Consider the following 22,496-nt stretch of genomic DNA (forward strand, 5'->3'; position numbering starts at 1 on the left):
GCGCCGGGCCGGCGAAGCGCCGGAGTTCATCGGTCGAAGCTCAAGGTCCGGTACACCGTGACGTTGCCGACGAGCTCGGAGCACGCGCTCGCGGCGTCCACCAGCCGCTGCGGATACGAGGGATCGGCCGTGTCGAGAAGCACCCCGAGGCAGGTCCCGCTGTGGCCGACGACCACCCCGAGCCCGCCGACCTGCCGACAGATGTCGATCATGTCGTCGAGCGTTCTCTTGGGGCGCAGCACCTGGTTCATCAGGGCGCTGCGCGTGGCCACCGCGCCCACCTCGGCGAGGTCCGCACGGGCCACCGCACCGGCCGTCCGCTCCAGCAGCCGGGCGTACTCCGCCCGGTCCGCGGCGGAGAAGGGCTTGGGGATGCGGTTGAAGGCGATCGTGTCGATCTCGCCGCCCTCGTCGGCGCCCACCACGGTCATCGGCGGCAGGGACCCGAGCTCGGTGTGGAGTGCCACCCGGCGGTGGTAGAACGCCACGATGCCGGGGTACAGCACACCGTCGGTGGGCTCGATCTGCGCCAGCAGCGACTCGATCCGCCGGGGCGGCATCGGCTCGCCCAGTGCGTTGGCGACCGCGCGCGCCGTCGCGACCAGGTCGGCGGACGAGCTGGCCAGCCCCTTGCCCTCGGTCAGCGTGCTCTCGATGGTGAGCACCCCGCCCATCGGCGTCGCCGAGGACTCCATGATCATCCTGGTGAGCCGGAGCGCCTTCTTCTTGTGCGCCGGCCGGACCTCCAGCTCGTCGGTGCCGGGCCTGCCGTGGAAGGTCACCCGGGCCCAGCGGGCGATGGGCAGGGTGACCAGGAAGTCGCTGTTCTCCTCGGGCAGCACGCCCTGAAGCAGCTCGCCGAACGTGCCGGACGCGGTACTCATCCCCGTCACCACGGCGAACGGTGCCGGGCCGCGCCCCGGGACGTCCGGCCGCAGGACGGCGTCGGGGGACCTCACCACTCCTGCCGTCCCTCCGGTCCGGCGAGCAGCCGGTCGACCTCGGCCGCAGCCGCGTCGACGTCCGCCCGCCGGCCGTACCAGCGCTTCTCCCATGCGTCGAACGCCGTCTCCTGATCGGCGAGCAGGGCCCGTACGGCGTCGGGATTGGCCGAGCCGTCCGAGCGCTTCGCCGTGAGTCCGCCCGGCACGCTCATCGCCTCGGCGAGCAGGTCCGCCGCGTGGTCGGCCGTATGCCCCGCCTCGGCCAGGATCGTGTCGAGCAGGGCGCCGTCGGGCTCCGCGGGAGACAGCCCGCGCTCGACGGCCCGGACGATGTAGCGCCCGGCGACCACCTGGGCGGTGCGCCAGGGGACCCCGGCGCGCAAGGTCAGCAGATTGGCGAGCGTGAACCCGCCCAGGTACTCGCTCTCGCAGGCCTCGCGCATCCGGTCGTCCCGGAACCGCAGGTTCTCCAGCACCGCGCCGAACAGCCGCAGTACCGACCCGACGGTGTCGAAGGCCGCGGGCACCCCCGCCCCTGCCTCCTTGGAGATCTCGACGGAGTTGCTGTACGGGGTGGAGCGCTGCCCGGTGGCGATCGCCGTGTAGGCCGCGCCGAGATGCGCCGTCCGGGCCCGGATCCGCTCCAGCACCGGGTAGTTCTTCTTCTGCGGCATCGCCGAGGAGATGCCCGACCAGTGGTCCGGCAGGTCGATGAAACCGAATCCCGCGCCGCCCCAGGTCATCAGGTCGGTGACGAAGCGGCTCAACGCGACGCCCAGCAGCGAGAACTCCGCGCAGGCCTCCAGCGCCCAGTCCCGCTGCGCCACCGCCCGCAGCGCGTGCGTACGGACCTCGGTGAAGCCCAGCAGCGCGGCCATCCGGCCCCGGTCCCAAGCCAGTTCCTGTCCCGCCATCGCCCCCGCGCCCATCGGCGAGGCGGCAGCGGTCCGGTACACCGACTCCAGCCGGTCGAGGGTGTGCAGCACCTGGTCGCACAGGGCCGCGAAGTAGAACCCGGGGCTGATCACCTGGGCCGGCTGCATATGGGTGTAGCCGGGCATCACCAGGTCGGCGCCCCGCCCGGCCAGCCGGTGCGCGGTGCGGCCGAACGCGATCAGCTCCTCGGCGCACTCCAGCAGCCGCGCCCGGCCCTGCATCAACTGGGCGGTGGCCTGCAGGTCATTGCGGCTGCGGTCGACGTGCCACGCGGGCGGCACCTCGGTCAGCCGGCTCGCGACATGGCGCTCCAGGGTGAAGGCGATGTCGCTCATGCTCTCCTCGGCCTCCCGGGCCACGGCCTCGGGAGTGACCGCATCGAGCAGGTCGGCGATGGCACCGACCTGGGCACCGTCCAGCAGGCCGAGCCGGCGGTACTCCAGCAGGAGCACCTTCTCCAGTTGGACGTACCAGGGCAGTAGGGCGTCGATCTCGAAGCGGAGCTGGGGCTCCAGCACCTCGGCGCGCAGGAGCGGGTCGGGACCGGCGGCGATCCGCCCGGTCAACCCGCCCGCACCACTGGAACTGTCCGTCGCCACATGGTCGTTGGGCATCCGATCGTCGGGCATCCGGTCGTCGGGCATCCGGTCGTTGGGCATCCGTTTCCTCACGGGGACGAAGGGGCGGTTCGGTTCAGCGCGGTCAGCACCGCGTCTTTCGCGTCGGCCGCCCGTGTGCGCGGGAAGTGGGCTCCGCCGCCCGGCAACCGGCGGTGCGTCACCTCGTCGGAGAAGAGCCGCCAGTCCCAGTGGCCGTGACCGTGGCCGAGGTCCCCGGCCGCCCCGTCCTCGGCTGCGACGAGGTCGATGCCCGCCTTGACCCGGTGGGCCTCCGGGCGCCGCCGGGCGGCCAGCAGGAAGTCTCCGGCCGACCGCACGTCGTGGCGGTAGGCGGGTCCGAGCAGCCCGGCCCGCTCGGGCTTGAGCCCGTCGAACTCCACGTACGCGCCCTCGCCCAGGAGGGTGGCGGCGACCTCCCGGTCGCTCAGGGCACGGGTGCGGTCCATGCTCGCCCGCACCCCGGCCGGCCAGTCCGGGGCGACACCGCCGACGAGAACCCGACGCGGTGCCGAAGGGCCGTCCTCCAGCAGCCGGGCCAGGGCGAGCGCGGGCGCCGCGCCCTCCCGCTGGCCCCACAGCACGAGCGGTACGGCGGTCAGCCCCGCCAGCTCCCGCGCGACCCGGCGCGCCACCTCCGGCACCTCCGCCAGATCCTGCGCGCCGGGCACGAAGTCGTGTCCGGGCAGTTCGACGCCGTACACCTCGATGCCGCTGGGAGCGAGTTCCCGGGCCAGAGCGAGGAAGTTGACGGCGTTCCCGCCCGCACAGGGGAAGCAGACGAGGCGGCCCTCGGCCACGGTCCGGCCCGGAAGCGCACGGCTCAGCGGGCGGAGCAGACCGTGCTCCGCCCGCCCCGCCGGCGCCGCATCCTGGCCGGCGTCGACGGCGGCGGCGAGATCGGACAGCACGGGATGGGCGACGATCTGCGCCAGCGAGACGAGTCGGTCCAGCTTCACGACGAGCCAGGTCGCCGCGAGCGACGTACCGCCGAGCGCGAAGAAGTTGTCGGCCAGCCCGATGCTCTGCAACGGCACGTTCAGCGCCTCCGCCCAGGCCATCGCGAGGCGCTGCTCGGTGGGCGTGGTGGGCGCCGTGCTGGGCACGCCGGCATGCCCGAGCGTGGCGGCCAGCTCGGTGAGCACCTTCCGGTCCACCTTGCCGTTCTCGCCGACCGGCAGCGCGTCGAGCCAGTGGCAGTGCGCCGGGATCATGTAGTCCGGCAGATGGCGGGCCAGGGCGTCCCGGACGGTGTCGGCGTCACAGCGGACGGCACCGACCAGGAACGCCACCAGGACCCGGTGCCGGTCGCCCGGCGCCGAGGCGACGACCACCGCGTCCTTCACCTCGTCCAGGGCCATGAGCCGGTTCTCGATCTCACCGGTCTCGACCCGGAATCCGCGGATCCTGACCTGCTGGTCGCGGCGGCCGAGGAACTGCAGCCGGCCACCGGGCAGCCAGCGCCCGAAGTCACCCGTCCGGTACATCCGCTGCCCCGGCCGGAACGGATCGGGCACGAACGCGGCCCGGGTCCGCTCGGGGTCGTTGACATAGCCGCGGCCGACCGCGACACCGGAGAAGACGATCTCCCCGGTCGCACCGAGCGGCACCAGCCCGCCCTGCTCGTCCAGCACATAGCCATGCACGTTGCGCCGCATCCGGCCGAGCGTGACGGGCCCGTGCTCCGGCACCGAGTCGAGGAACTCGTGCATGGTGTCGTCGGAGACCTCGGTCGCGCCGTACGCGTTGACCACCCGGACACCCGGATGGCACGCGAACCATCGCCGCAGCAGCGCCGGTTTCAGCTCCTCCCCCGTCACCGAGACGGCGCGCAGCACGCCGAGACCGCGAGGGCTGCGCTCCAGTGCCGTGATCAGCGCGTCGAAGTACGACGGGACGAACTGCGCGACGGAGACCCGCGACGCGGTCAGCTCCGCGACGAAACGGTCGACCTCCAGGAGCACATCGGTGTCCACGATGCGTGAACTGCCGCCGGTCAGCAGGGGGGCGATCAGCTGCCACAGCGAGATGTCCAGGGACTGCGCGGCGGTCTGCGCCACCACGTCGCCGGGCCCGAGTTCGAGGTCGGCGACCTTCATCAACAGGTGGTTCAGCAACCCCGCGTGCTCGCACATCACGCCCTTCGGCGTGCCGGTGGAGCCGGAGGTGAAGTAGATGTAGGCGAGCCGGCGGGGGGCGAGTGGGCGGTCCGGGTTGGCGGTGGCCGGTGCCTCGGGGGCGTGGCCCGGGTTGTTGGTGGCCGGTGCCTCCTGGGCATGGCTCCCGGTTCCGGCGCACAGGGCGGCGACGTCCATCGAACGGCGCGGCGCGTCGTCCCCGTCCCCCACGGGGGCACTGTGGCCCTCACCCTCCCCCTCCCCGAGCACGAACCGGCAGTCCGCGTCGTCGAGTTGGGCGGAGATCCGTGCGGCCGGGAGGTCCGGCTGCACCGGCAGATAGCAGCCGCCCGCCTTGAGCACGCCTATCGTGGCCGCCGCCCACTCCAGGCCGCGTTCCATGACGACGGCCACCACGTCCTCGTCGCGGAGCCCGTCCGCCAGCAGCGCGTGGGCGATCCGGTTGGCGTTCGCGTTCAGCCGGTCGTACGTCCATGACCGGCTCCCGTGCGACACCGCGACCGCGTCGGGGGCCGCCCGGACCTGCTCCTCGAACCGCTCGACGAACAGCCGCCCGTCGAAGGGCTCCGCCTCGCCCGCCAACCCGTAGATCTGGAAGTGCCGTTCGTCCTCGGCGAGCAGACTCCGTTCGCCCGCCGGTGCGTCGGGGTGGGCGGCCAGCAGCTCCAGGGCCCGTCCGTGGTAACCGACGATGCGGATCAGCTGCTCCTCGGACATGACATCCGAACGGGACCGGGCGCGGACGGTGACACGGTCCGCGTGCAGGGCGATGCGCACCCACAGCGGCGGTGCGACGTGCGGGGCCGGATGGGTTGTGGACGGGTCCGTTGTGGACGGGGCCGTTGCGGACGGGTCCGTTGTCGACAGGTCCAGAACGGATTCGTGGTACGGCTCGGCGGCCGGCGTCGGCACCGGTGCCGGCCGGCTCGCCGCCGCGGCCGCCTGCCGCACGAGTTCGTGCCAGCTGTGCCGCAGCACACCACTGACACCCAGCGAGCGCGGCGCGCCGGGATCACCGTCGGCGGGCACGTACCCGGTGACCGGGTTCTGGTCGGAGGTCAGCGCGGCGACCACCCGCAGGTGCGCGGCGAGGAGCACGGCATCCAGCGGGGCCGCGCTCTCGACGGCCACCGTGCGCAGCCGGGCGGTCAGTTCGGGAGGCAGAACGAGTTCGGCGGTCACTCCTCGCCGCGCACCCATCTCGTCGCCTGTGGTCCACCGCGGAACGCGTACGGCCGTCGCCCCGACCAAAGTCTTCGCCACGTGATCGCCAACCTACCGAGGAATGGACGGAAGAATGTGCTGTTCGGCATCGCCTACGTGACCATGCTGTCGACCGGCACTGACAGGCCACTGACGACGGCTCCCGCGCCGTTCGCGCGCGCTCACGTGGCAGTTTTCGCCGCTGCTTAAGGACGTGTCCCCCACCCGCTCCGAACGCTTATCGTCCGGTCGGTCACAGCCCGCAGGCCAGGGAGGGGAACACAGCGATGAATGCTCTCGACGACATCGTCAGGGGCGTACGCGAGGATGTGGCGTCACGCCGGGAGCGCACACCGGAGGCGGCCCTGCGGGAGCGGGCCCTGGCCCGGGGCGCGGGGCGGGACTGCGTGCCGCTGCTGCGCGGCGGGCCGCGGGTGCGGGTCATCGCGGAGGTGAAGCGCGCCAGCCCCTCGCGCGGTCCGCTCGCCGAGATCCCCGACCCGGCGGCCCTCGCCGCCGACTACGCGGAAGGCGGCGCGGCCGCGATCAGCGTCCTGACCGAAGAGCGCAGGTTCGGGGGCTCCTTGGCGGATCTGGAGGCCGTGAGTGCCCGGGTGGACGTGCCCGTGCTGCGCAAGGACTTCGTCGTGGACCCCTACCAGGTGTGGGAGGCGCGTGCCTACGGCGCCGAGATCGTGCTCCTGATCGTCGCCGCCCTGGGCCGGGCCCAGCTGACCGACTTCATCGCACTGGCGAACGAGGCACGACTGACACCGCTGGTGGAGGTGCACGACGAGGCGGAGGCAGAGCGCGCGGTGACCGCCGGCGCCACGGTGATCGGCGTCAACGCCCGCGACCTGACGACGCTGAAAGTGGAGCGGGGCACGTTCGCGAGGGTCGCACCGCACATCCCCGAGGGCCTGGTCCGGATCGCCGAATCCGGTGTCCGCGGCCCCGAGGACGTCGCGGCATACGCCCAAGCAGGCGCAGACGCAGTCCTGGTAGGCGAGTCCCTGGTCACCCACGGCACCCCCAGAACAGCAGTGACCGAACTCCTGGCCGCAGCCCGCGTCTAGGTCCGGTCGACGGGTGGGGCTGGGCATGTGGGGTGAGCGCGGCTTGGGACTGTCCGGGGGGTGCGCTGCGGGGTTGCCGCGTGGATGGGTGCGGGGGCAGTGCCGTGGACGGGTGCGGGGTGGGTGCTGTGGATGCTTCCAAGCTCCGCCCAGCAACACCCCAGCCCACCGCCACGACTCACCCCTGCGCCGCCCCCACCGACTGCGCCCGCTTGGTCGTCACCGTCGCCCAGCGTTCCAGTACCGCTGCCGCCGCACCCGAGTCCACCGACTCCGCCGCCCGCTCCAGCCCCGTCGCCAGCTGGTCGCCGACCGACGTGCCGTCGCCCGGATCCAGCGCGGCGAGGCCGGCCGCGGCCGACAGCAGGACCGCGTCGCGGACCGGGCCGTGGGTGCCGGCGAGGACCTCACGGGCCACCCGGGCGTTGTGGGCGCGGTCGCCGCCGCGCAGGGCGTCGGGTGGGGCGAGGCCGATGCCGATGTCCCGGGGGTCGAAGGTCTCCTCGGCCACCCCGGAGTCCGTGACCGACCAGATCGTGGAGGTCGTGGTGACCGTCAGTTCGTCCATTCCGTCGTCGCCCCGGAACACGAGCCCGGACGACCCACGCCGGGCGAGAACCCCTGCCAGCAGCGGCGCGAGCCGCGCGTCGGCCACTCCGATCGCCGTACCGGTGGGCGAGGCCGGATTGAGCAGCGGGCCCAGGGCGTTGAAGACGGTGCGCACGCCGAGTTCGCGGCGCGGCGCCGCCGCGTGCCGCATGGCGGGATGGAACGCCGGCGCGAAGCAGAACGTGATGCCGACCTCCTCGGCCACGGCGCCGATCTCCTCCGCGGGCAGCCCCAGCGCCACCCCCAACTCCTCCAGGACGTCGGCCGATCCGCAGGAGGAGGACGCCGACCGGTTGCCGTGCTTGACGACCCGCGCCCCGGCCCCGGCCGCCACGATCGCCGAGATGGTGGAGATGTTGACGCTGTTCGAGCCGTCCCCGCCGGTGCCCACGATGTCCACCGTGGGGCCCGGCACATCCAGCGGCACCGCATGCCGCCGCATGGCGCTGACCAGACCCTCGATCTCCTCGACGGTCTCGCCCTTCGCCCGCAGCGCCACCAGGAGCCCGGCCAGCCGGACCGGCCCGGCGACGCCGGACATCACCTGATCCATCGCCCAGTCGGTCTCCCGCGCGGAAAGGCCCTTCCGGTCGAGCAGCGAATTCAGCAATTCGGGCCAACTGAAACTCTGCGGTCCGGTTGTCACGTGAATTCTCCTCGGACATCTACGGCACGAATCGAACATCGATCAGTACGACGAGTCTCACGTCCGGGCGCCCCGCTCAGCCAGACCACTGCCACGTGAGAAATGCGGTCCAATTCCCGCGGTCCACTTCCGAAAGAGAGAAGGTCATGTCCCTCCACATGGCGGTCGAAGTCGTCCGGGATTCCGAGGTCTCCCTGACCGCGCAGATACAGAGCTTCATCAAGAGCGAGATAGCGGCCGGCAGCCTGCACGCGGGAACCCGGCTGCCCTCCAGCCGCCGTCTCGCGGACGACCTGGACGTCTCCCGCAGCGTGGTCGTGGAGGCGTACGGCCAGCTCGTCGCCGAGGGATACCTGGAGGCCGTCCAGGGCGCCGGCACCCGCGTCGTCGGACACCTGACCACCCAGGCGGTCGTACCGACACTCCTCGGTGAGGACCGGGTGCCCGAGGTCCGCTGGGACCTACGGCCCGGCGGCGGCAACCTGCCCGACTTCCCGCGCCGCGACTGGCTCGCCTGCTACGAGCGCGCGCTGCGCTCGGCCGCCCCTTCGGCGCACGCCTACCCGCCGCTGGCCGGAACCCCCGCGCTGCGCCTCGAACTCTCCCAGTACCTGGGGCGGGCACGCGGCGTACGGACCACGGCCGAACAGCTGGCCGTGGTGGGCGGGTTCTCACAGGGGCTGGACCTGCTGTGCGGCGTGCTCCGCCGGGAGGGGGTCGACGCGATCGGCGTGGAGGACCCGGGCCATCCCGGACAGCGGCAGTTCCTCCAGGAATGCGGTGTGCGCCCGGTGCCCCTGCCCGTCGACGAGGCGGGCCTGGACGTGACGGCGCTGGCCGCGACGGACCTGCGCGCCGTCCTAGTCACCCCCGCCCATCAGTTCCCGACCGGCGTGACCCTGAGCGAGGACCGGCGCGAGCAACTCGTGCGCTGGGCCCGGGAGGTGGACGGCCTGATCATCGAGGACGACTACGACGGAGGGCTCTGGTACGAACGCGGCCAGCGCCCGCTGGCCCTGCAACGCCTCGCCCCCGAACGCGTCGTGTACGCGGGCACGGCCAGCAAGACCCTCGCCCCCGGGCTACGGCTCGGCTGGCTGGCCGCACCGCCCGACCTGCTGGACCGGCTGCTGCGCGAGCGCGCCCGGCACGACCTGGGCACCGAGACCCTCACCCAGCTGGCCTTCGCCGAGCTGCTGCGCGGCGGACTGCTCGACCGTCACCTGCGCAAACTCAACGCCCGGGCGAGCACCCGCCGTCACGCCCTCGAAGAGGCCGTCCGCCGGCACCTGCCCGGCGCCGAGGTGCTCGGCCCGGCGGCGGGGCTGCACGCGTACGTCCGGCTGCCCCGGCACACCGACGAGGCGGCCCTGGTGTCCGGGGCACTGCGCCGATCCGTCGCGGTGCGCGGCGGCGCGGCGTTCCACGCCCGGCCACGACGGGGCGCGCCCGCGCTCGTCGTGGGGCACGCGCATCTGCCGCGCTCGGGCATCACCGAGGCCGTCCGCGTGCTGGCGGAAGTCGGATCCCGCGCGCCGGCGGAGGTCAGATCCCGCTGAGCGACTGCCGTTCCCGGCCACGCTCGTCCGCCGACATGGCCAGGAAGTTCTCCAGCAGGGTCAGACCGCCGGTGGTCATCACGGACTCGGGGTGGAACTGCACGCCCGCCACGGGCAGGGTGCGATGCCGCAGGCCCATCACATAGCCGTGGTCGACGGCGACGGCCGTCGTCTCCAGGACCTCCGGAACCGGTTGGGCGACCACGAGGGAGTGGTAGCGGGTGGCCTGCAGGGTGTTCCCGAGACCGGCGAACAGACCCGTGCCGTCGTGCTGCACGGTGCTGATCCGTCCGTGCATCACCTGGTCGGCCACCTCGATCCGGCCGCCGTAGGCCAGGGCGATGGCCTGGTGCCCCAGGCACACGCCGAGCAGCGGCACCCGCCCGGCGAACTCGTGCACCAGCTCCACATGGCCCGACTCGGCCGGATGCCCGGGCCCCGGCCCGAGGACCACGGCATCCGGTTCGTACCCGGCGAGTTCGTCGGCGGAGCGGGTCAGCGAGCGCACGACCCGCGTCTGCGCGCCGAGGTGGCGCAGATACTGGTCGATGATGTGCACGAAACTGTCGTACGCGTCGATCAGCAGGACCTTCATCGCAGCTCCTCCCCCGTGAGCGCCCAGTAGGCGGCGCCCATCTTCGCCAGCGTCTCCCGCCACTCGGACTCGGGGTCCGACTGGGCCACCAGGCCCGCCGAGCTCTGGGTGGAGTACGTGGTTCCGTCGTACTCGATCGAGCGGATGCACAGGGCGAGTTCGCTCCACCCGCGCACGTCCACCAACCCCACGGCGCCCGCGTAACTGCCGCGCCGCTCCCGTTCGAGACCGTCGATGATCTCCATGGCCCGCACCTTGGGAGCGCCGGTCATCGTCCCCGCCGGAAACGTCGCGCGCACCGCCTCCCAGGTGCCCATGCCCTCGTCGAGACGTCCGGTGACGGTGGAGACGAGATGGAAGACGTGCGAGTAGGACTCCACGGCCATCAACCGGTCCACGGGCAGGGTGCCGGGACGGCTGACCCGGCCGATGTCGTTGCGGCAGAGGTCGACCAGCATGATGTGCTCGGCGCGTTCCTTCGTGCTCTCCCGCATCTCCTTGACGCGCCGTGCGTTCTCCTCGTCGTCCGGCCCCCGGCGCGCGGTGCCCGCGATGGGGCGCATCTCGAGTTCGTCGCCCTCGATCCGGAAGTACAGCTCGGGGCTGGCCCCGATGAGCAGGTTGCCGGCGCGGGGCATCAGATACATGTACGGCGAGGGGTTACGGCCGCGCAGCCGCCGGTACACGTCGACGGGCGTGAGCTCGGTGCGTACGTCGATGCGGTGGCCGATCTGGATCTGGTAGATGTCCCCGACCCGGATGTGCTCCAGGCACCGGTGGGCCCACGACAGGAACGTCTCGTGGCTGACGGTGTCGTGCACTGAGGAGGGGACGGGAGCGGCGGGCACCGGGGCAGTGGCAGGGGCCTGGCTGCCCGGCCCGCGGGTGGCCCGGGCGGCCCGCGCGGCCGACTCCGACAGGGACGGTGCCTCCGGTGAGCGATCCCCGAACTCCGTGCTCTCGGCGGCGAGATGACGGACGGTGGCCGTGGTCAGGTCGTACCAGACGGCGTCCCGGAAGAGCGTGAGCGTGATGTCGGGCCCGTTCGGCTGCTTGGTCCGGGTCGGCAGCGTCTCCATGTGCCAGACGGACTCGTAGGCGAGCGAGGTGAGGAACCCGAAGGCGTACGAGGTCTCGGGTATGTCCGTCTCCACCTCGAAGACGTGCTGTGCCAGGGGCAGCAGAGTCCAGACGGCGGCAGCGTCGGGGGTGCGCAGCCGAAGGGTGCCCGTTCCGGCGCTGTGCGGCGGCTCCGCGGAAAGCGGCTGCTCGGGAAGCGGTTCCTCGGGAAGCGGTTCCTCGGGAAGCGGTTCCTCGGGAAGCAGACCCGCCTCCTCGGCGACCCGGGCCAAAGCCGACGCCACGCCCGGCACACCGTCGATCTCCACGTGTTCCGCGAAGACCCGGATCTCGGCGAGGCGGCCCAGACCGACGACGGCGGAGCGGCGGTCGGGGGCGGCGCCGTCGGTGCTCTCGAAGAGAAAGACGTCCTCCGCCCGGCACACCTCGCGCAGCCGCTCGTACAACTCCAGAGGGTCGTGGTGCGGTAATTCGGCAGCGGTGACCCGCACGCTGATCCGTTCCTGCAACGACACGGTAAACCCCCCGTGAATTCGGCATCGGCGACTGGATGACGAGTGCGCAACCCATCGCCCTCAGAGAATCAGCCGCTTTCCTGCCGGGGCCAGACCAATTGATCCCCGTGTACGCGGACCACTTCGGAATCGCTTGACCCGGGCCCGGCATTCGATTGAGCTGATACGGGTTCCCGACCATGAAAGGGAAGACGTGCGATGAGTGCGATGAGTGGCATGAGCGATTCACCCACCGATGCGTGGCGCCGGTTGCCGGCGGCCCAGCAGCCGGTCTGGCCCGACTCCACCGAGCTCCGTTCCGTGACGGATCGCCTGTCCACCGCTCCGCCGCTCGTCTTCGCCTCCGAGTGCGACCTGCTGCGGCGCAAGATGGCGGCCGTCGCCCGCGGGGAGGCCGTTCTCCTACAGGGCGGCGACTGTGCCGAGACCTTCGACCGGCTCACCGCCGACGACGTCCGCGGGAAGATCAAGACGCTGCTCCAGATGGCGGTCATCCTCACTCACGCCACCGCCCTGCCCGTCGTCAAGATCGGCAGGATGGCGGGACAGTACGCCAAGCCGCGGTCCAGCGCGGTGGAACGGCGGGGCGCGGTGGAACTGCCCTCCTACCGGGGCGATGCCGTCAACGCGACGGAGTTCACCGCCGAGGCCCGTCGGCCCGACCCCTGGCGGATGAAGCGGATGTACGAAAGTTCGGCGGCGACCCTGAACCTGATTCGGGCCCTGACCACGGGCGGCTTCGCCGACCTGCGCCAGGTGCACGCCTGGAACCAGGGTTTCGTGACGACCGCCGAGGCCGGGGAGCGCTATGAGACGCTCGCCGACGAGATCGACCGCAGCCTCGCCTTCATGGACGCGTGCGGGGTCGATACGAGCGAGCTGTCCACCGCCGAGTTCTTCGTCGGGCACGAGGGCCTGCTGCTGGACTACGAGGCGGCGCTGACCCGTACCGAGCCCGACACCGGACGTACCTACGCCACCAGCGGCCACCTGCTGTGGATCGGCGAGCGCACCCGGGATCTGGACGGCGCCCACGTCGAGTACTTCTCCCGCATCGCCAACCCCATCGCCGTCAAGCTCGGCCCCCGCGCGACCCCCGACGACGTGCTCGGCCTCATCGACCGTCTCGACCCCCTGCGTGAGCCGGGCCGGCTCACCTTCGTGATCCGGACCGGAGCCGACCGGATCCGTGACGTGCTGCCCACCCTGGTGGAGAAGGTGACGGCCGAGGGCGCCCAGGTGTGCTGGATCAGCGACCCCATGCACGGCAACACCATCACCGCGCCCAGCGGCCACAAGACCCGGCACTTCGAGGCGATCCTCGACGAGGTCCGCGGCTTCGTGGAGGTGCACCGTGCCCTGGGCACCCATCCGGGCGGCATCCACGTCGAACTCACCGGAGACGACGTCACCGAATGCGTCGGCGGCGGCAACGCCGTCCTGGAGGAGAACCTGCACCACCGGTACGAGACGGCCTGCGACCCCCGCCTGAACCACACCCAGTCACTCGAACTGGCCTTCCTGCTCGCGGAGATGTACCGATCGTGGCCTGCGGCCGGGTCGGGCCACTTCAGGTGACGGTGATGGCTCCGGTGACGACGGTGAAGAGGACGTAGGCGAGGGAGACCGGGACGAGGTTGTCCATGGAGTCGACGACTGCATCACCCCCCTGCTGACCGGGCACCCCACCCGCCGACTTACGGCGGTCAGGGCCGCCAAGCCCGCACGAGGTCCTCCGGTCCCCAGTGCGCAGCCAGTGGCAGATCGTCGGCCACCCCGCAGCGAGAGACCGCGACCAAGGGAGTGTCCGGGGCGGCACCGGGGACGGCGAGCATGTCGCGTACAAGGGCGTCGTACTCATGGCGCCCGAAGGGCTGGGTCTCCAGCCACACCATGCTCACTGTCGCGCTCATGGAGCGGGCGCCCGCTGATGTCGTCCACGTCGACGAACTCGACGAACCGACTGGCCGCCACGCGCCCGCAGGTATCTTCCGGGGCACCCTGAAGCGCCCCGTGCCTTTCGAGATCAGCCTGGACCTCGACAAGCTCACCCCGCCGCAGGGCAACTAGCGGTCAGCACGGGACCACAGAAGGGGCCGGACTCAACAGAGTCCGGCCCCTTCCGAGCTGCACACTTGGCGAATCACCCAGGGCACGGCAACGAGCAGCTCACACGTTGAAGCGGAACTCCAACACAAGGCTCTGAACTGCGGAAATACAGGCGCATCCCAGCACCATCCCAGCACGGGATCCGCGACAAAGCACAAGAAGACCCAAGGTCGCCAACGCTACCCGGCAGCGCCCGCACGTGCCTGAAGTCCGAGGAACTTCTACGCACGCCACATCAGGCTCGTGCCACCGCGTCGAGCCTCGCAGGGCGGCACAGCGTCCGCGCTCGCTCGCGGTCTTCCAGGACGCCGACGGCCGGCTCCGCCGCCTGGCCACCGTCCAGAATGCACGTCCAGACCTCGGGGCGCGCGCGAGCGTCCACAGATCCAGCCCAGGCGCTCGGCCAGGGCCCTCATCGACAGCGCCTCCGCTCCCGGACGACCGGCGGCGCGGCGCACCAACTGATCCATCTCCTCGGTCAAGACCACCGTGGTCGTCACACGTGGGGGCTTCCTCTTGACACGGCCACTTATCGGTAACAGTGTAGCCATTATGAGTACCTGGTCTGAGCCCCAGCCCGATTCCCGGTTCGTCGAGGTGGACGGACTGCGGATCCACTACAAGCGTGCTGGGCACGGCCCGGCACTCGTGCTGCTGCACGGCAGCGCCTCATCCCTGCAGCACTACGACCGCGTGGCGGATCTGCTGCGGGATTCGTTCGATGTCATCCGTCCCGACCTGCCGGCGTTCGGACTGACGGGCCCGCGCAAGGACCGCGACTACCGCATCCCGGCGTACGCCGCGACGGTGGCGGGCTTCATGGAGGCGCTGGGCGTGCCGCGCTACGCGGTGGCCGGCAATTCCCTGGGCGGCAACATCGCCTGGAACGTGGCGCTGGATCATCCGGAGCGGCTGACCGGCCTGGTGCTGGTCAATGCCACCGGCTACCCGGAGAAGACGGTGCCCGCGGGGATGCGCCTGACCCGCAACCCGCTGGTGCGGCCCCTGCTGAGGCGGGTGATGCCGCGCGGGGCACTCGAACGCAACCTGCGTGAGGCCGTCGGGCCGCATTCGCAGATCGTGGACGACGCCATGGTGGACCGCGCCTATCAGCTCATGAGCCGCCCCGGTAACCGCTCGGCCTTCGTCGACTTCTGCAACACCGACCAGCCGGACCGCAGCGCGCAGATCCCCCGCATCACGATGCCCACGCTGGTGCTGCGCAGCGCGAGCATCGACGGCCAGCACTTCACCCGCGACATCCCCGGCACCCAGGAGCTCGTCCACCCCCACGGCGGACATCTGCTGCCGGAGGAGGAACCGCAGTGGGTCGCGGACGCGATCGCGAAGTTCCTCGGCTCCTGCGCCGACACCCCCGCGAACTAAGGGCAAGGAGGCCCGTTCCATGAAGTACTTCGTCGCCTCGGGCGAGGACCGCAAGCTCACCGCCGACTCGCGCAAGGCGCTGCGCGGCAGTTTCATCGAGCTGTCCGACGGCGTCACCCACTACGAGTTGACGGGGCCCGAGGACGGGGATGTGGTCCTGATGGCGGGCGGTCTGACCATCCCGCTGTTCTACTGGGACGGCCTCGTCAGCGAGCTGCACGCCCGCGGGCTGCGCACCCTGACCTGCAGCGCCTACGGCCGCGGCTACTCCGACCGGGTACAGGCGCGATACGACGAGACGCTGTTCACGCGGCAGCTGGCCGAGCTGACGGACCGGCTCGGCCTGACGGCGCGGCCCCTGCACCTGGTCGGCACCTCCATGGGCGCGCTGGTCAGCATGACGTACGCCGCCCAGTACCGCTCGTCGGTGTCCACTCTCACCATCGTCGGACCCGCCGGTCTCGCGAAACCGCAGTTGTCCTCCCCCAACCGGCTGCTGCGCAGCAATCTGCTCGCCGGAGTGGTCGCCCGCCGTCGCGGCCTTCAGCTGCTCCAGGGGCACTTGGGGCACAACGTCCGGGACCCCGAGCTCGGCGCGAAGCTGACCGAGATGGTCCTCGACGCGTTCCGCTTCGAGGGCTCGCTGTACGCGGTCTTCGACACCCTGCAGCACCTGCCTGTCACCGGCCGTGACGACCTCTTCCGGCGGACGGGGGCACTGGGCGTTCCGACGCTGCTGCTGTGGGGCGACGAGGACAACGTCACGCCGCTGGCGCACTTCGACACAGCTCGCGCTCTGCTGAAGCCTCAGAAACATCATGCAATTAACAAATGCGGGCATATGGCACCATTCGAACGGCCTCGCGACGTCGCCGATCAGCTCGTCTCGTTCGTGTCCGCACGCACCGAAAGGCTCGACTCATGAACAGCCCGCAGGCCATCGACGTACTGATCATCGGTGCCGGCCCCTCGGGCTCCGCCTTGGCGATCGACCTCGTACGCCGCGGACTCGACGTCCGGATCGTCGACAGGTCCCCCCACGCTTTCGACGGCTCGCGCGCCAAGGGCATCCAGCCCCGCAGCCTCGAAGTCCTCGAAGACCTCGGCGCTCTCGACGACGTGCTGGCCGGCGGCGACATCTATCCCAAGCTCGGGATCCATGCAGGACCCATCGGTGTGCCGTGGAAGATGTTCCCCCACAAAGAGGCAACCCCGGACGTCCCGTACCCGAACACCTGGCTGATCCCGCAGTTCCGCACGGACCGCGCCCTGCACGCCCGGCTCGGTGAGCTCGGCCGCGAGGTCGAGTTCAGCAAGGAACTGACCGAGCTGACGCAGGACGAGGACACGGTGGTCGCCAAGGTGGTGGGCGCGGACGGGGTCGAGGAGATCGTCGCCCGCTATGCCGTGGGGGCCGACGGCGGCTCCAGCGTGGTGCGCAAGCAGCTCGACATCGGTTTCGCCGGGACGACGGACGAGGCCGAGCGCGTGCTGATCGTGGATGCCTCCGTCAGTGGCCTGGCCCGCAACCGGTGGCACATGTGGCCCGGCCTCGGCGGCAAGCTCATCGGTGCCTGCCCGCTCCCCGACAGCGACATGTTCCAGTGGATGATCCGGCTCACGCCCGACGAGAAGCCGCCCCAGGAGATCGGCGCCATCATCGACCGGATCCACTCCCACACCCGCAACCGGCACATCCAGCTGCACGAGATCCACTGGACGTCCGTGTTCCGGCCCAACATCCGTCTTGCCAAGCACTACGGCCGCGGACGTGTCTTCCTCGTCGGCGACGCGGCGCACGTCCACACCCCGGCCGGTGCCCAGGGCCTGAACACCGGTATGCAGGACGGCTACAACCTCGGCTGGAAGCTCGGCCAGGTCCTCGCCGGAGCCGACCCGGCCCTGCTGGGCACCTACGAGGCCGAGCGGCAGCCGATCGCCGCCGGGGTCCTGGGACTGTCCACGGAGAAGTGGGGCGGCATCGCCAAGCTCGACCCGTCGAGCATGAAGCGCGGCAAGGACGAGCAGCAGCTCGCCCTGACCTACTACGGCGGCCCGCTCGCCCCCGCCCCCGCCGACGGCGACGGCGACGGCGACGGTAGCGGCACCAGCACGCTGCACGTGGGCGACCGCGCCCCGGACGCCCGACTGCTCGGCGCCGACGGCGCCGAGACCCGCCTGTTCAGGCTCTTCCAGGGACCGCACTTCACCGCCATCGCCTACGGCCCCGGCGCCGCCCGGGACCTCGAACTCCTCGACTGGCCGACGACGGGCGCCCAGCTGAAGCGGCTCACCGTCGGATCGGCCGCGGGCGACGGCCGCGCCTTCTCCGACCCCAAGAACACGCTGCGGAGTGCCTACGGCCTGACCGGCGACACGCTGCTGCTGATCCGTCCCGACGGCTACATCGGGCACATCGCCACTCGGGATTTCCTCACCACCACACAAGCCGCCATGCGGGCAATGACGCCGCAGGCAAGGAGCCGCACCATGTCCCAGCAGAGCCACACCTCCCCCGGTTCGGGGGCCACTGAATGAGCCGCATACTGCTGCGCGGGGCGCAAGTCATCACGATGACGCCGGACCGGCCGGACGCCGAGCATGTCGACATCCTCGTCGACGGCGAGACCATCGCCGCCGTCGGCGAAACCATCGAGGCGCCCGACGCCGAGGTCGTCGACTTCTCCGGCCGCGTCCTCATCCCCGGCCTGGTCAACGCCCATCTGCACACCTGGCAGACCGCGCTGCGCTCCGTGGGCGCCGACTGGACGCTGATGGAGTACCTCACCCACCTGCACGGCGAGTGTGTCGGGCACTACACCCCGGCCGACATGCACATCAGCAATCTCGCCGGCGCCCTGAACCAGATCAACTGCGGTACCACCACCCTCGGCGACTGGTGTCACAACGCCCTGTCGCCCGAGCACGCCGACGCGGCCGTCGAGGGACTGGTCCAGGCCGGGATCCGCGCCGTCTTCCTGCACGGCACGCCCTACCGCTCCCCGGAAATCCCCCACCCGCTCGCCGAGATCGACCGGCTGCTCGACGGCCCCGTCCGCGACCACGCCCTCCTCACCCTGGGCATGGCACTCCAGGGGCCGCAGTACTCCTCCGCCGAGACCGCGGTGGCCGACTTCCAGGCCGGCGCGGAACGCGGCCTCGTCGTCTCGATGCACCAGAGCGGCGGCGAACCCTCACCCGGCTGGGAAGCCGTGCGCAACGCCGGGCTGTTCAGCCCCCTGACCAACGTCGTGCACGGAGCCGACCTGCCCGAGGACTGGCTGAAGACGCTGGTCAAGGCGGGCGTCACCTTCACCACCACCCCGGAGAACGAACTGGGCCAGGGTCACGGCACACCCATCACCGGATCCCTGCTGAGCCTGGGCGCAGCACCCTCGCTGGGCACCGACATCGACACCGTCGTACCCGGCACGGTCCTCACCGCCGCCCGGATCGCTCTGGCCCACCAGCGCAGCCTGGACCACGCCCACCACCGGCAGACGACCGGCATGTACGCCAACACACCCTCTGTCACCAGCAAACAGGCGCTTGCCTGGGCCACGGTCGAAGGAGCGAAGGCACTGGGCCTGGCAGACAAGGTGGGCCGGATCGAGGCGGGCATGCAGGCCGACCTGGTCGCCGTCGACGCCCGGGCGCTCAACCTGTGGCCGGCGCACGACCCGGTCGCCACGGTCCTGCACGCCGACATCGCCAACATCGAAGCCGTGATGGTCGCCGGCACCTGGCGCAAACGCGATCACGTCCTGCTCGCATCCGGCCTCGACGAGGTCAAGGACCAGCTACGCGAGTCCGGAGCGCGGCTGCTGCGCAGCATCAGGCCCGCGGGCTCTCCCGGCTGACATACCGCGGGCGGCCCCCACGCATGAACCGCGCGCCGACGCGCACGACACCCCGTCCTCGTCGGCGCGATGGCCACGCGCCCTCAGAGCCGCACACCGCGGCCTCGTTCCCACAGCAAGAAGGTCCCGTGAGCAGCCCCATGCCGACTACCGCGGGCATGCCCCGCGACGCCCTGCACCAGGAGCAGATCATCCAGGCGGCCATCGCCCTTCTGGACGAGGGCGGCATCGAGAGTCTGAGCATGCGAAGACTCGGCAGCCGTCTCGGCATCACCGCGGCGGCACTCTACTGGCACGTCAGGAGCAGACAGGATCTGCTCCTGCTGGCCGCTGACACCGTCTGGGGGCAGACACCTCTCCCAGCTCTCGACGGCGTCGAATGGCGTCCGGTCCTCCTGGCCATGGCCGACAACCTGCGTTCGATGCTTCTCAGGCGCCCCTGGCTGCTGGCCGCCATGACCATCCAGCCTCTTGACGGCCCGGCCAGAAACCGCCATGACGAGCACCTGCTCGCGGTCTGCGAGGCGTCCGGCCTCACCAGGCGGGATGCCGAGCAAGCCGCCCAGAGCGTCGTCACGTTCGCGATCGGCGCCGCCCTCGCAGACACCCCTCGCCCGTATGTGTCCTTCGGACTGCAGTCGCTTCTCGACGGCGTTGAAGCCAGGCTTGCCGCCCGTACCTGACCCGACACAGCAGAAGACTCGTCGTCGACGATCAGCAGGGTGGTCATGGTGCTGGTTCTTTCGGGGGGGTGGACCGGCGGTACGGGTGTGTACAGCGCTCCCCGAGTACGCCCTACTCGTGTGCGATGTGTGCGCGGTGTTCGGCGAGTACGTCCAGTCCGAAATCGGAGGTCAGGTCACGCCACACCGAGTGGGCGTGGTTGGCGTACCGCTGTGTGTTGTCGTACTCGATGAGGACGCGAGGGTCCTGCACCCGGTAGTAGTGCGGTTCCCCGGCGTCCGTGCTGCCCGCCCAGCCGAAATGCACCGCGTCGAGGACGGTGTCAGAGGCGTAGTGGGTGGCGTAGGCGTCTGCGAGGAACTCGGGTGCCCGTCCGGTGTAGAGGGTGACGAGCCGGCGCAACAGGTGCCGCTGCTCGTCGTTCAGGTCGCGACCGCTGATGCCTTTGGGGGGAATGGTGATGGCCACGCGCGCGTGGTCGTCCTCGGTGTATCCACTGCCCGATTCCGCCCGGCGGTCGATGTCGTCGACGAGCCGGTCCAGCTCGGGGTCGGCGAACCGGCCGCGCCACAGGTCCTGCATGTGCATCATCGTGTCGCCGTGTCCGACGCGCGGTCGGTTGCCGGAGACGATGTCCGAGACTGCGGACGGGTGGAGCAGGGCGCTTTGGAGTTGGCCCGTGTCCAGACTGCGGACCAGTTGACGGGCCGTCTCCTCAGGGCCTTGCAAGGGCCGCAGGGTGCCTCCGACCAACTCGGTCGTGGCCGGGTCGGCACCGATGAAGCAGGGGGTCGTGGAGACGAGCCGGCCGGCGACGACGAGGTTGTTCAGGGAGATGTGGTGGCCGCCGAACCGCCATGCCCAGACACGGTCGCCGGGGCGGCCGAAGATCCTCAGCCAGTACAGGCCGGGGTCCCGTCCGCGCTGCCGGCCCCAGTGGACCCGCCACCCTTCCAGCTGGTCCAGGACGTTCTCCAGTCCCATCACGGTGGTGACCGTGGCGTAGCCCGGGATGGACAGTCCGGTGGCCACCAGCCGCATGGCCAGGCTCTGTTGGCGGGCGTTCTGGTCTCGGACTGCGAGCCCGCCGTGTTCGGTGGGGGTGTAGAACCAGCGCAGCCGCTCGGCCTCCGCATCCGGGTGGAGCGGGGAGTCGTAGGCGGCGAGCGGGAGTTGGTCCTCGCTCAGGCTGTTCTGCCAGGCGGTGGCAGCATCGGCCATGACGGCCGCTGCCTTCTCCCGCCCGGCTGCCAGGGCGTCGGGCACGGTGCCCTCTCGGTCACCGGTCACCGGTGGACTCCGGGTCCTCGGAGATGTCAAGCATGACCTTGATGGCGTTGCCCCGGCGCTCGGCGTAGGTGTCGAACGCCTCGACGACGTCGGGCAGCCCGAAATGGTGGGTGACCAGTTCCGCTGTGCGCAGCCGACCCCGGGCGGCCAGGCCCACGGCGCGGGCCACCGAACCGGTGCCCTCGCCGCGGACCGTCTGGATCGAGATGCCGTTCATCACGGCGTGGTTGAGGTCGGCCTGTACGGGCTCTTCGAAGAAGCCGACGAGGACGACCTTCCCGGACCGCTTGGCCATACGAAGCGCGTCGTCCACCGCACTCGGGGCACCAGAGCACTCCAGGACGATGTCGGCGCCGATCCCGTCGGTCGCCTCCCGAACCGCCGCTACGGCGTCCTCCTCCCGGGAGTTGACGACCAGGTCCGCGCCGAAGGACTTGCCGATGGTGAGCCTGGCTTCCCGCGTGCCGGCCAGGGCTACGGTTCTGGCCCCGAGTTCACGTGCGACCTGTACCGCGAGCAGACCTATCGGTCCGGGGCCGATCACAGCGACCGTAGATCCGACGAGCAGGGTGTCGAGCACGTCGAAGGCGTGCATCACGGTGCCCACGGTGGTGAGGACGACCGCGGCGTCGAAGTCCACGGTGTCCGGCAACCGGTGGAGGGTCGCCACGTGGTTGAGCGCGTACTCCGCGAAGCCCCCGTTGACGGTCATCCCCTGCACGCGGTGCCCGGTGTGCCGCAGGCCGTAGTTGAGGCAGTCCGTGTAGGCCCCGGCCAGGCAGTTGGCGCAGCGCATGCAGCCGCGGTGGGCTTCCGTCACCACCCGGTCGCCGACCCGGAGCTCGTCCACGGCGCTGCCCACCGCGGCGACGACGCCGGCGTACTCGTGGCCGGGTACGAACTCGCCCGCTGCCGGGCCACCGTCCTTGAAGAAGTGCCGACTGCGGATCTTCAGGTCCGTTCCGCACAGGGACGCCCTGCGGACGTGTACCAGAACGTCTTCCGGTCCCACCCGCGGCACGGGCAGCGTCGTGACGGCGAGGGTGCCGGGCTCGCCCAGCACCGCGGCCTGCATGGTTTCCGGCAAGGACATAGGGGCCTCCAGTTACGGCCATGAACATGCGTCGGGAATCGACGGGCCGAAACGGCCCTATTCCCCACCTCATCTTGCACGCCGGCAACGCCTATTCCCTATGCGCGGCGCATAGGCATCCCTTATGCATGTCGCGAGAGATTCCTATTGGAGACC

General features: G+C 71.0%; 16 protein-coding genes and 1 pseudogene. 9 read left to right on the forward strand and 8 right to left on the reverse strand.

Going from position 1 to position 22,496, the window contains the following annotated elements:
• Positions 1–26: 26 nt before the first annotated feature.
• From BLU79_RS18480 to BLU79_RS18490, 3 genes are all read right to left on the reverse strand, one after another.
• The gene (locus BLU79_RS18480) at positions 27–884 is read right to left on the reverse strand and encodes a GHMP family kinase ATP-binding protein (RefSeq protein WP_093906951.1); all 858 of its coding nucleotides are present in this window, start codon (positions 882–884) and stop codon (positions 27–29) included.
• Between the two features lie 71 nt (positions 885–955).
• Complete coding sequence (locus BLU79_RS18485) at positions 956–2,539, reverse strand: argininosuccinate lyase (RefSeq protein ID WP_256333369.1); 1,584 nt, start codon at positions 2,537–2,539, stop codon at positions 956–958.
• Between the two features lie 8 nt (positions 2,540–2,547).
• Positions 2,548–5,898 (reverse strand): non-ribosomal peptide synthetase, encoded by a 3,351-nt coding sequence (locus BLU79_RS18490; RefSeq protein ID WP_177001067.1) that lies wholly within the window; start codon positions 5,896–5,898, stop codon positions 2,548–2,550.
• A gap of 227 nt (positions 5,899–6,125) precedes the next feature.
• Here BLU79_RS18490 and trpC point away from each other — a divergent pair, with 227 nt between their 5' ends.
• Positions 6,126–6,914 (forward strand): indole-3-glycerol phosphate synthase TrpC, encoded by a 789-nt coding sequence (gene trpC / locus BLU79_RS18495; RefSeq protein ID WP_093906887.1) that lies wholly within the window; start codon positions 6,126–6,128, stop codon positions 6,912–6,914.
• Positions 6,915–7,092: 178 nt separating this feature from the next.
• On the opposite strand, the gene trpD is transcribed toward trpC, so the two are convergent.
• Entirely contained in the window at positions 7,093–8,169 is a 1,077-nt protein-coding gene (gene trpD, locus BLU79_RS18500; protein ID WP_256333370.1) for an anthranilate phosphoribosyltransferase, read from the reverse strand.
• A gap of 146 nt (positions 8,170–8,315) precedes the next feature.
• On the opposite strand from trpD, the gene BLU79_RS18505 reads away from it, so the two are divergent.
• On the forward strand, positions 8,316–9,728 hold the full coding sequence (locus BLU79_RS18505) for a MocR-like pyridoxine biosynthesis transcription factor PdxR (RefSeq protein WP_093906889.1): 1,413 nt from the start codon (positions 8,316–8,318) through the stop codon (positions 9,726–9,728).
• Here BLU79_RS18505 and BLU79_RS18510 read toward each other — a convergent pair.
• Together BLU79_RS18510 and BLU79_RS18515 are read right to left on the reverse strand one after the other, a co-directional pair.
• The gene (locus BLU79_RS18510) at positions 9,715–10,323 is read right to left on the reverse strand and encodes an anthranilate synthase component II (RefSeq protein ID WP_093906890.1); all 609 of its coding nucleotides are present in this window, start codon (positions 10,321–10,323) and stop codon (positions 9,715–9,717) included. The genes BLU79_RS18505 and BLU79_RS18510 overlap by 14 nt on opposite strands.
• Positions 10,320–11,918 (reverse strand): anthranilate synthase component I family protein, encoded by a 1,599-nt coding sequence (locus tag BLU79_RS18515; RefSeq protein ID WP_218137783.1) that lies wholly within the window; start codon positions 11,916–11,918, stop codon positions 10,320–10,322. Before BLU79_RS18515 ends, BLU79_RS18510 begins: the two co-directional genes overlap by 4 nt.
• Before the next feature lie 216 nt (positions 11,919–12,134).
• Here BLU79_RS18515 and BLU79_RS18520 point away from each other — a divergent pair, with 216 nt between their 5' ends.
• The 7 genes and pseudogenes from BLU79_RS18520 (at position 12,135) to BLU79_RS18555 (ending at position 19,956) form a co-directional block, all read left to right on the forward strand.
• Entirely contained in the window at positions 12,135–13,496 is a 1,362-nt protein-coding gene (locus BLU79_RS18520; RefSeq protein WP_256333371.1) for a class II 3-deoxy-7-phosphoheptulonate synthase, read from the forward strand.
• Between the two features lie 348 nt (positions 13,497–13,844).
• A pseudogene (locus BLU79_RS18530) lies at positions 13,845–13,988 on the forward strand (Uma2 family endonuclease); the annotation flags it as partial.
• A 591-nt stretch (positions 13,989–14,579) separates the two neighbouring features.
• Entirely contained in the window at positions 14,580–15,413 is an 834-nt protein-coding gene (locus tag BLU79_RS18535) for an alpha/beta fold hydrolase (RefSeq protein ID WP_093906893.1), read from the forward strand.
• Between the two features lie 19 nt (positions 15,414–15,432).
• Positions 15,433–16,338, forward strand: coding sequence for an alpha/beta fold hydrolase (locus BLU79_RS18540; protein ID WP_093906894.1), 906 nt, complete (start codon positions 15,433–15,435; stop codon positions 16,336–16,338).
• Positions 16,335–17,951, forward strand: a complete 1,617-nt coding sequence (locus tag BLU79_RS18545) for an FAD-dependent oxidoreductase (RefSeq protein ID WP_093906895.1) — start codon at positions 16,335–16,337, stop codon at positions 17,949–17,951. Before BLU79_RS18540 ends, BLU79_RS18545 begins: the two co-directional genes overlap by 4 nt.
• Positions 17,948–19,273 (forward strand): amidohydrolase family protein, encoded by a 1,326-nt coding sequence (locus tag BLU79_RS18550; RefSeq protein WP_093906896.1) that lies wholly within the window; start codon positions 17,948–17,950, stop codon positions 19,271–19,273. The genes BLU79_RS18545 and BLU79_RS18550 overlap by 4 nt, the downstream gene beginning before the upstream one ends.
• Before the next feature lie 128 nt (positions 19,274–19,401).
• Complete coding sequence (locus BLU79_RS18555; protein ID WP_218137784.1) at positions 19,402–19,956, forward strand: TetR family transcriptional regulator; 555 nt, start codon at positions 19,402–19,404, stop codon at positions 19,954–19,956.
• Positions 19,957–20,068: 112 nt separating this feature from the next.
• Here the strand turns inward: BLU79_RS18555 and BLU79_RS18560 are convergent, their stop codons facing one another.
• Together BLU79_RS18560 and BLU79_RS18565 are read right to left on the reverse strand one after the other, a co-directional pair.
• On the reverse strand, positions 20,069–21,247 hold the full coding sequence (locus BLU79_RS18560; RefSeq protein WP_256333372.1) for a DUF3500 domain-containing protein: 1,179 nt from the start codon (positions 21,245–21,247) through the stop codon (positions 20,069–20,071).
• Positions 21,237–22,340, reverse strand: coding sequence for a zinc-dependent alcohol dehydrogenase (locus BLU79_RS18565; RefSeq protein WP_093906897.1), 1,104 nt, complete (start codon positions 22,338–22,340; stop codon positions 21,237–21,239). The genes BLU79_RS18560 and BLU79_RS18565 overlap by 11 nt, the downstream gene beginning before the upstream one ends.
• Between the last annotated feature and the right edge of the window lie 156 nt (positions 22,341–22,496).

The sequence above is a fragment of the Streptomyces sp. cf386 genome, assembly GCF_900103585.1.
Classification (GTDB): Bacteria; Actinomycetota; Actinomycetes; order Streptomycetales; family Streptomycetaceae; genus Streptomyces.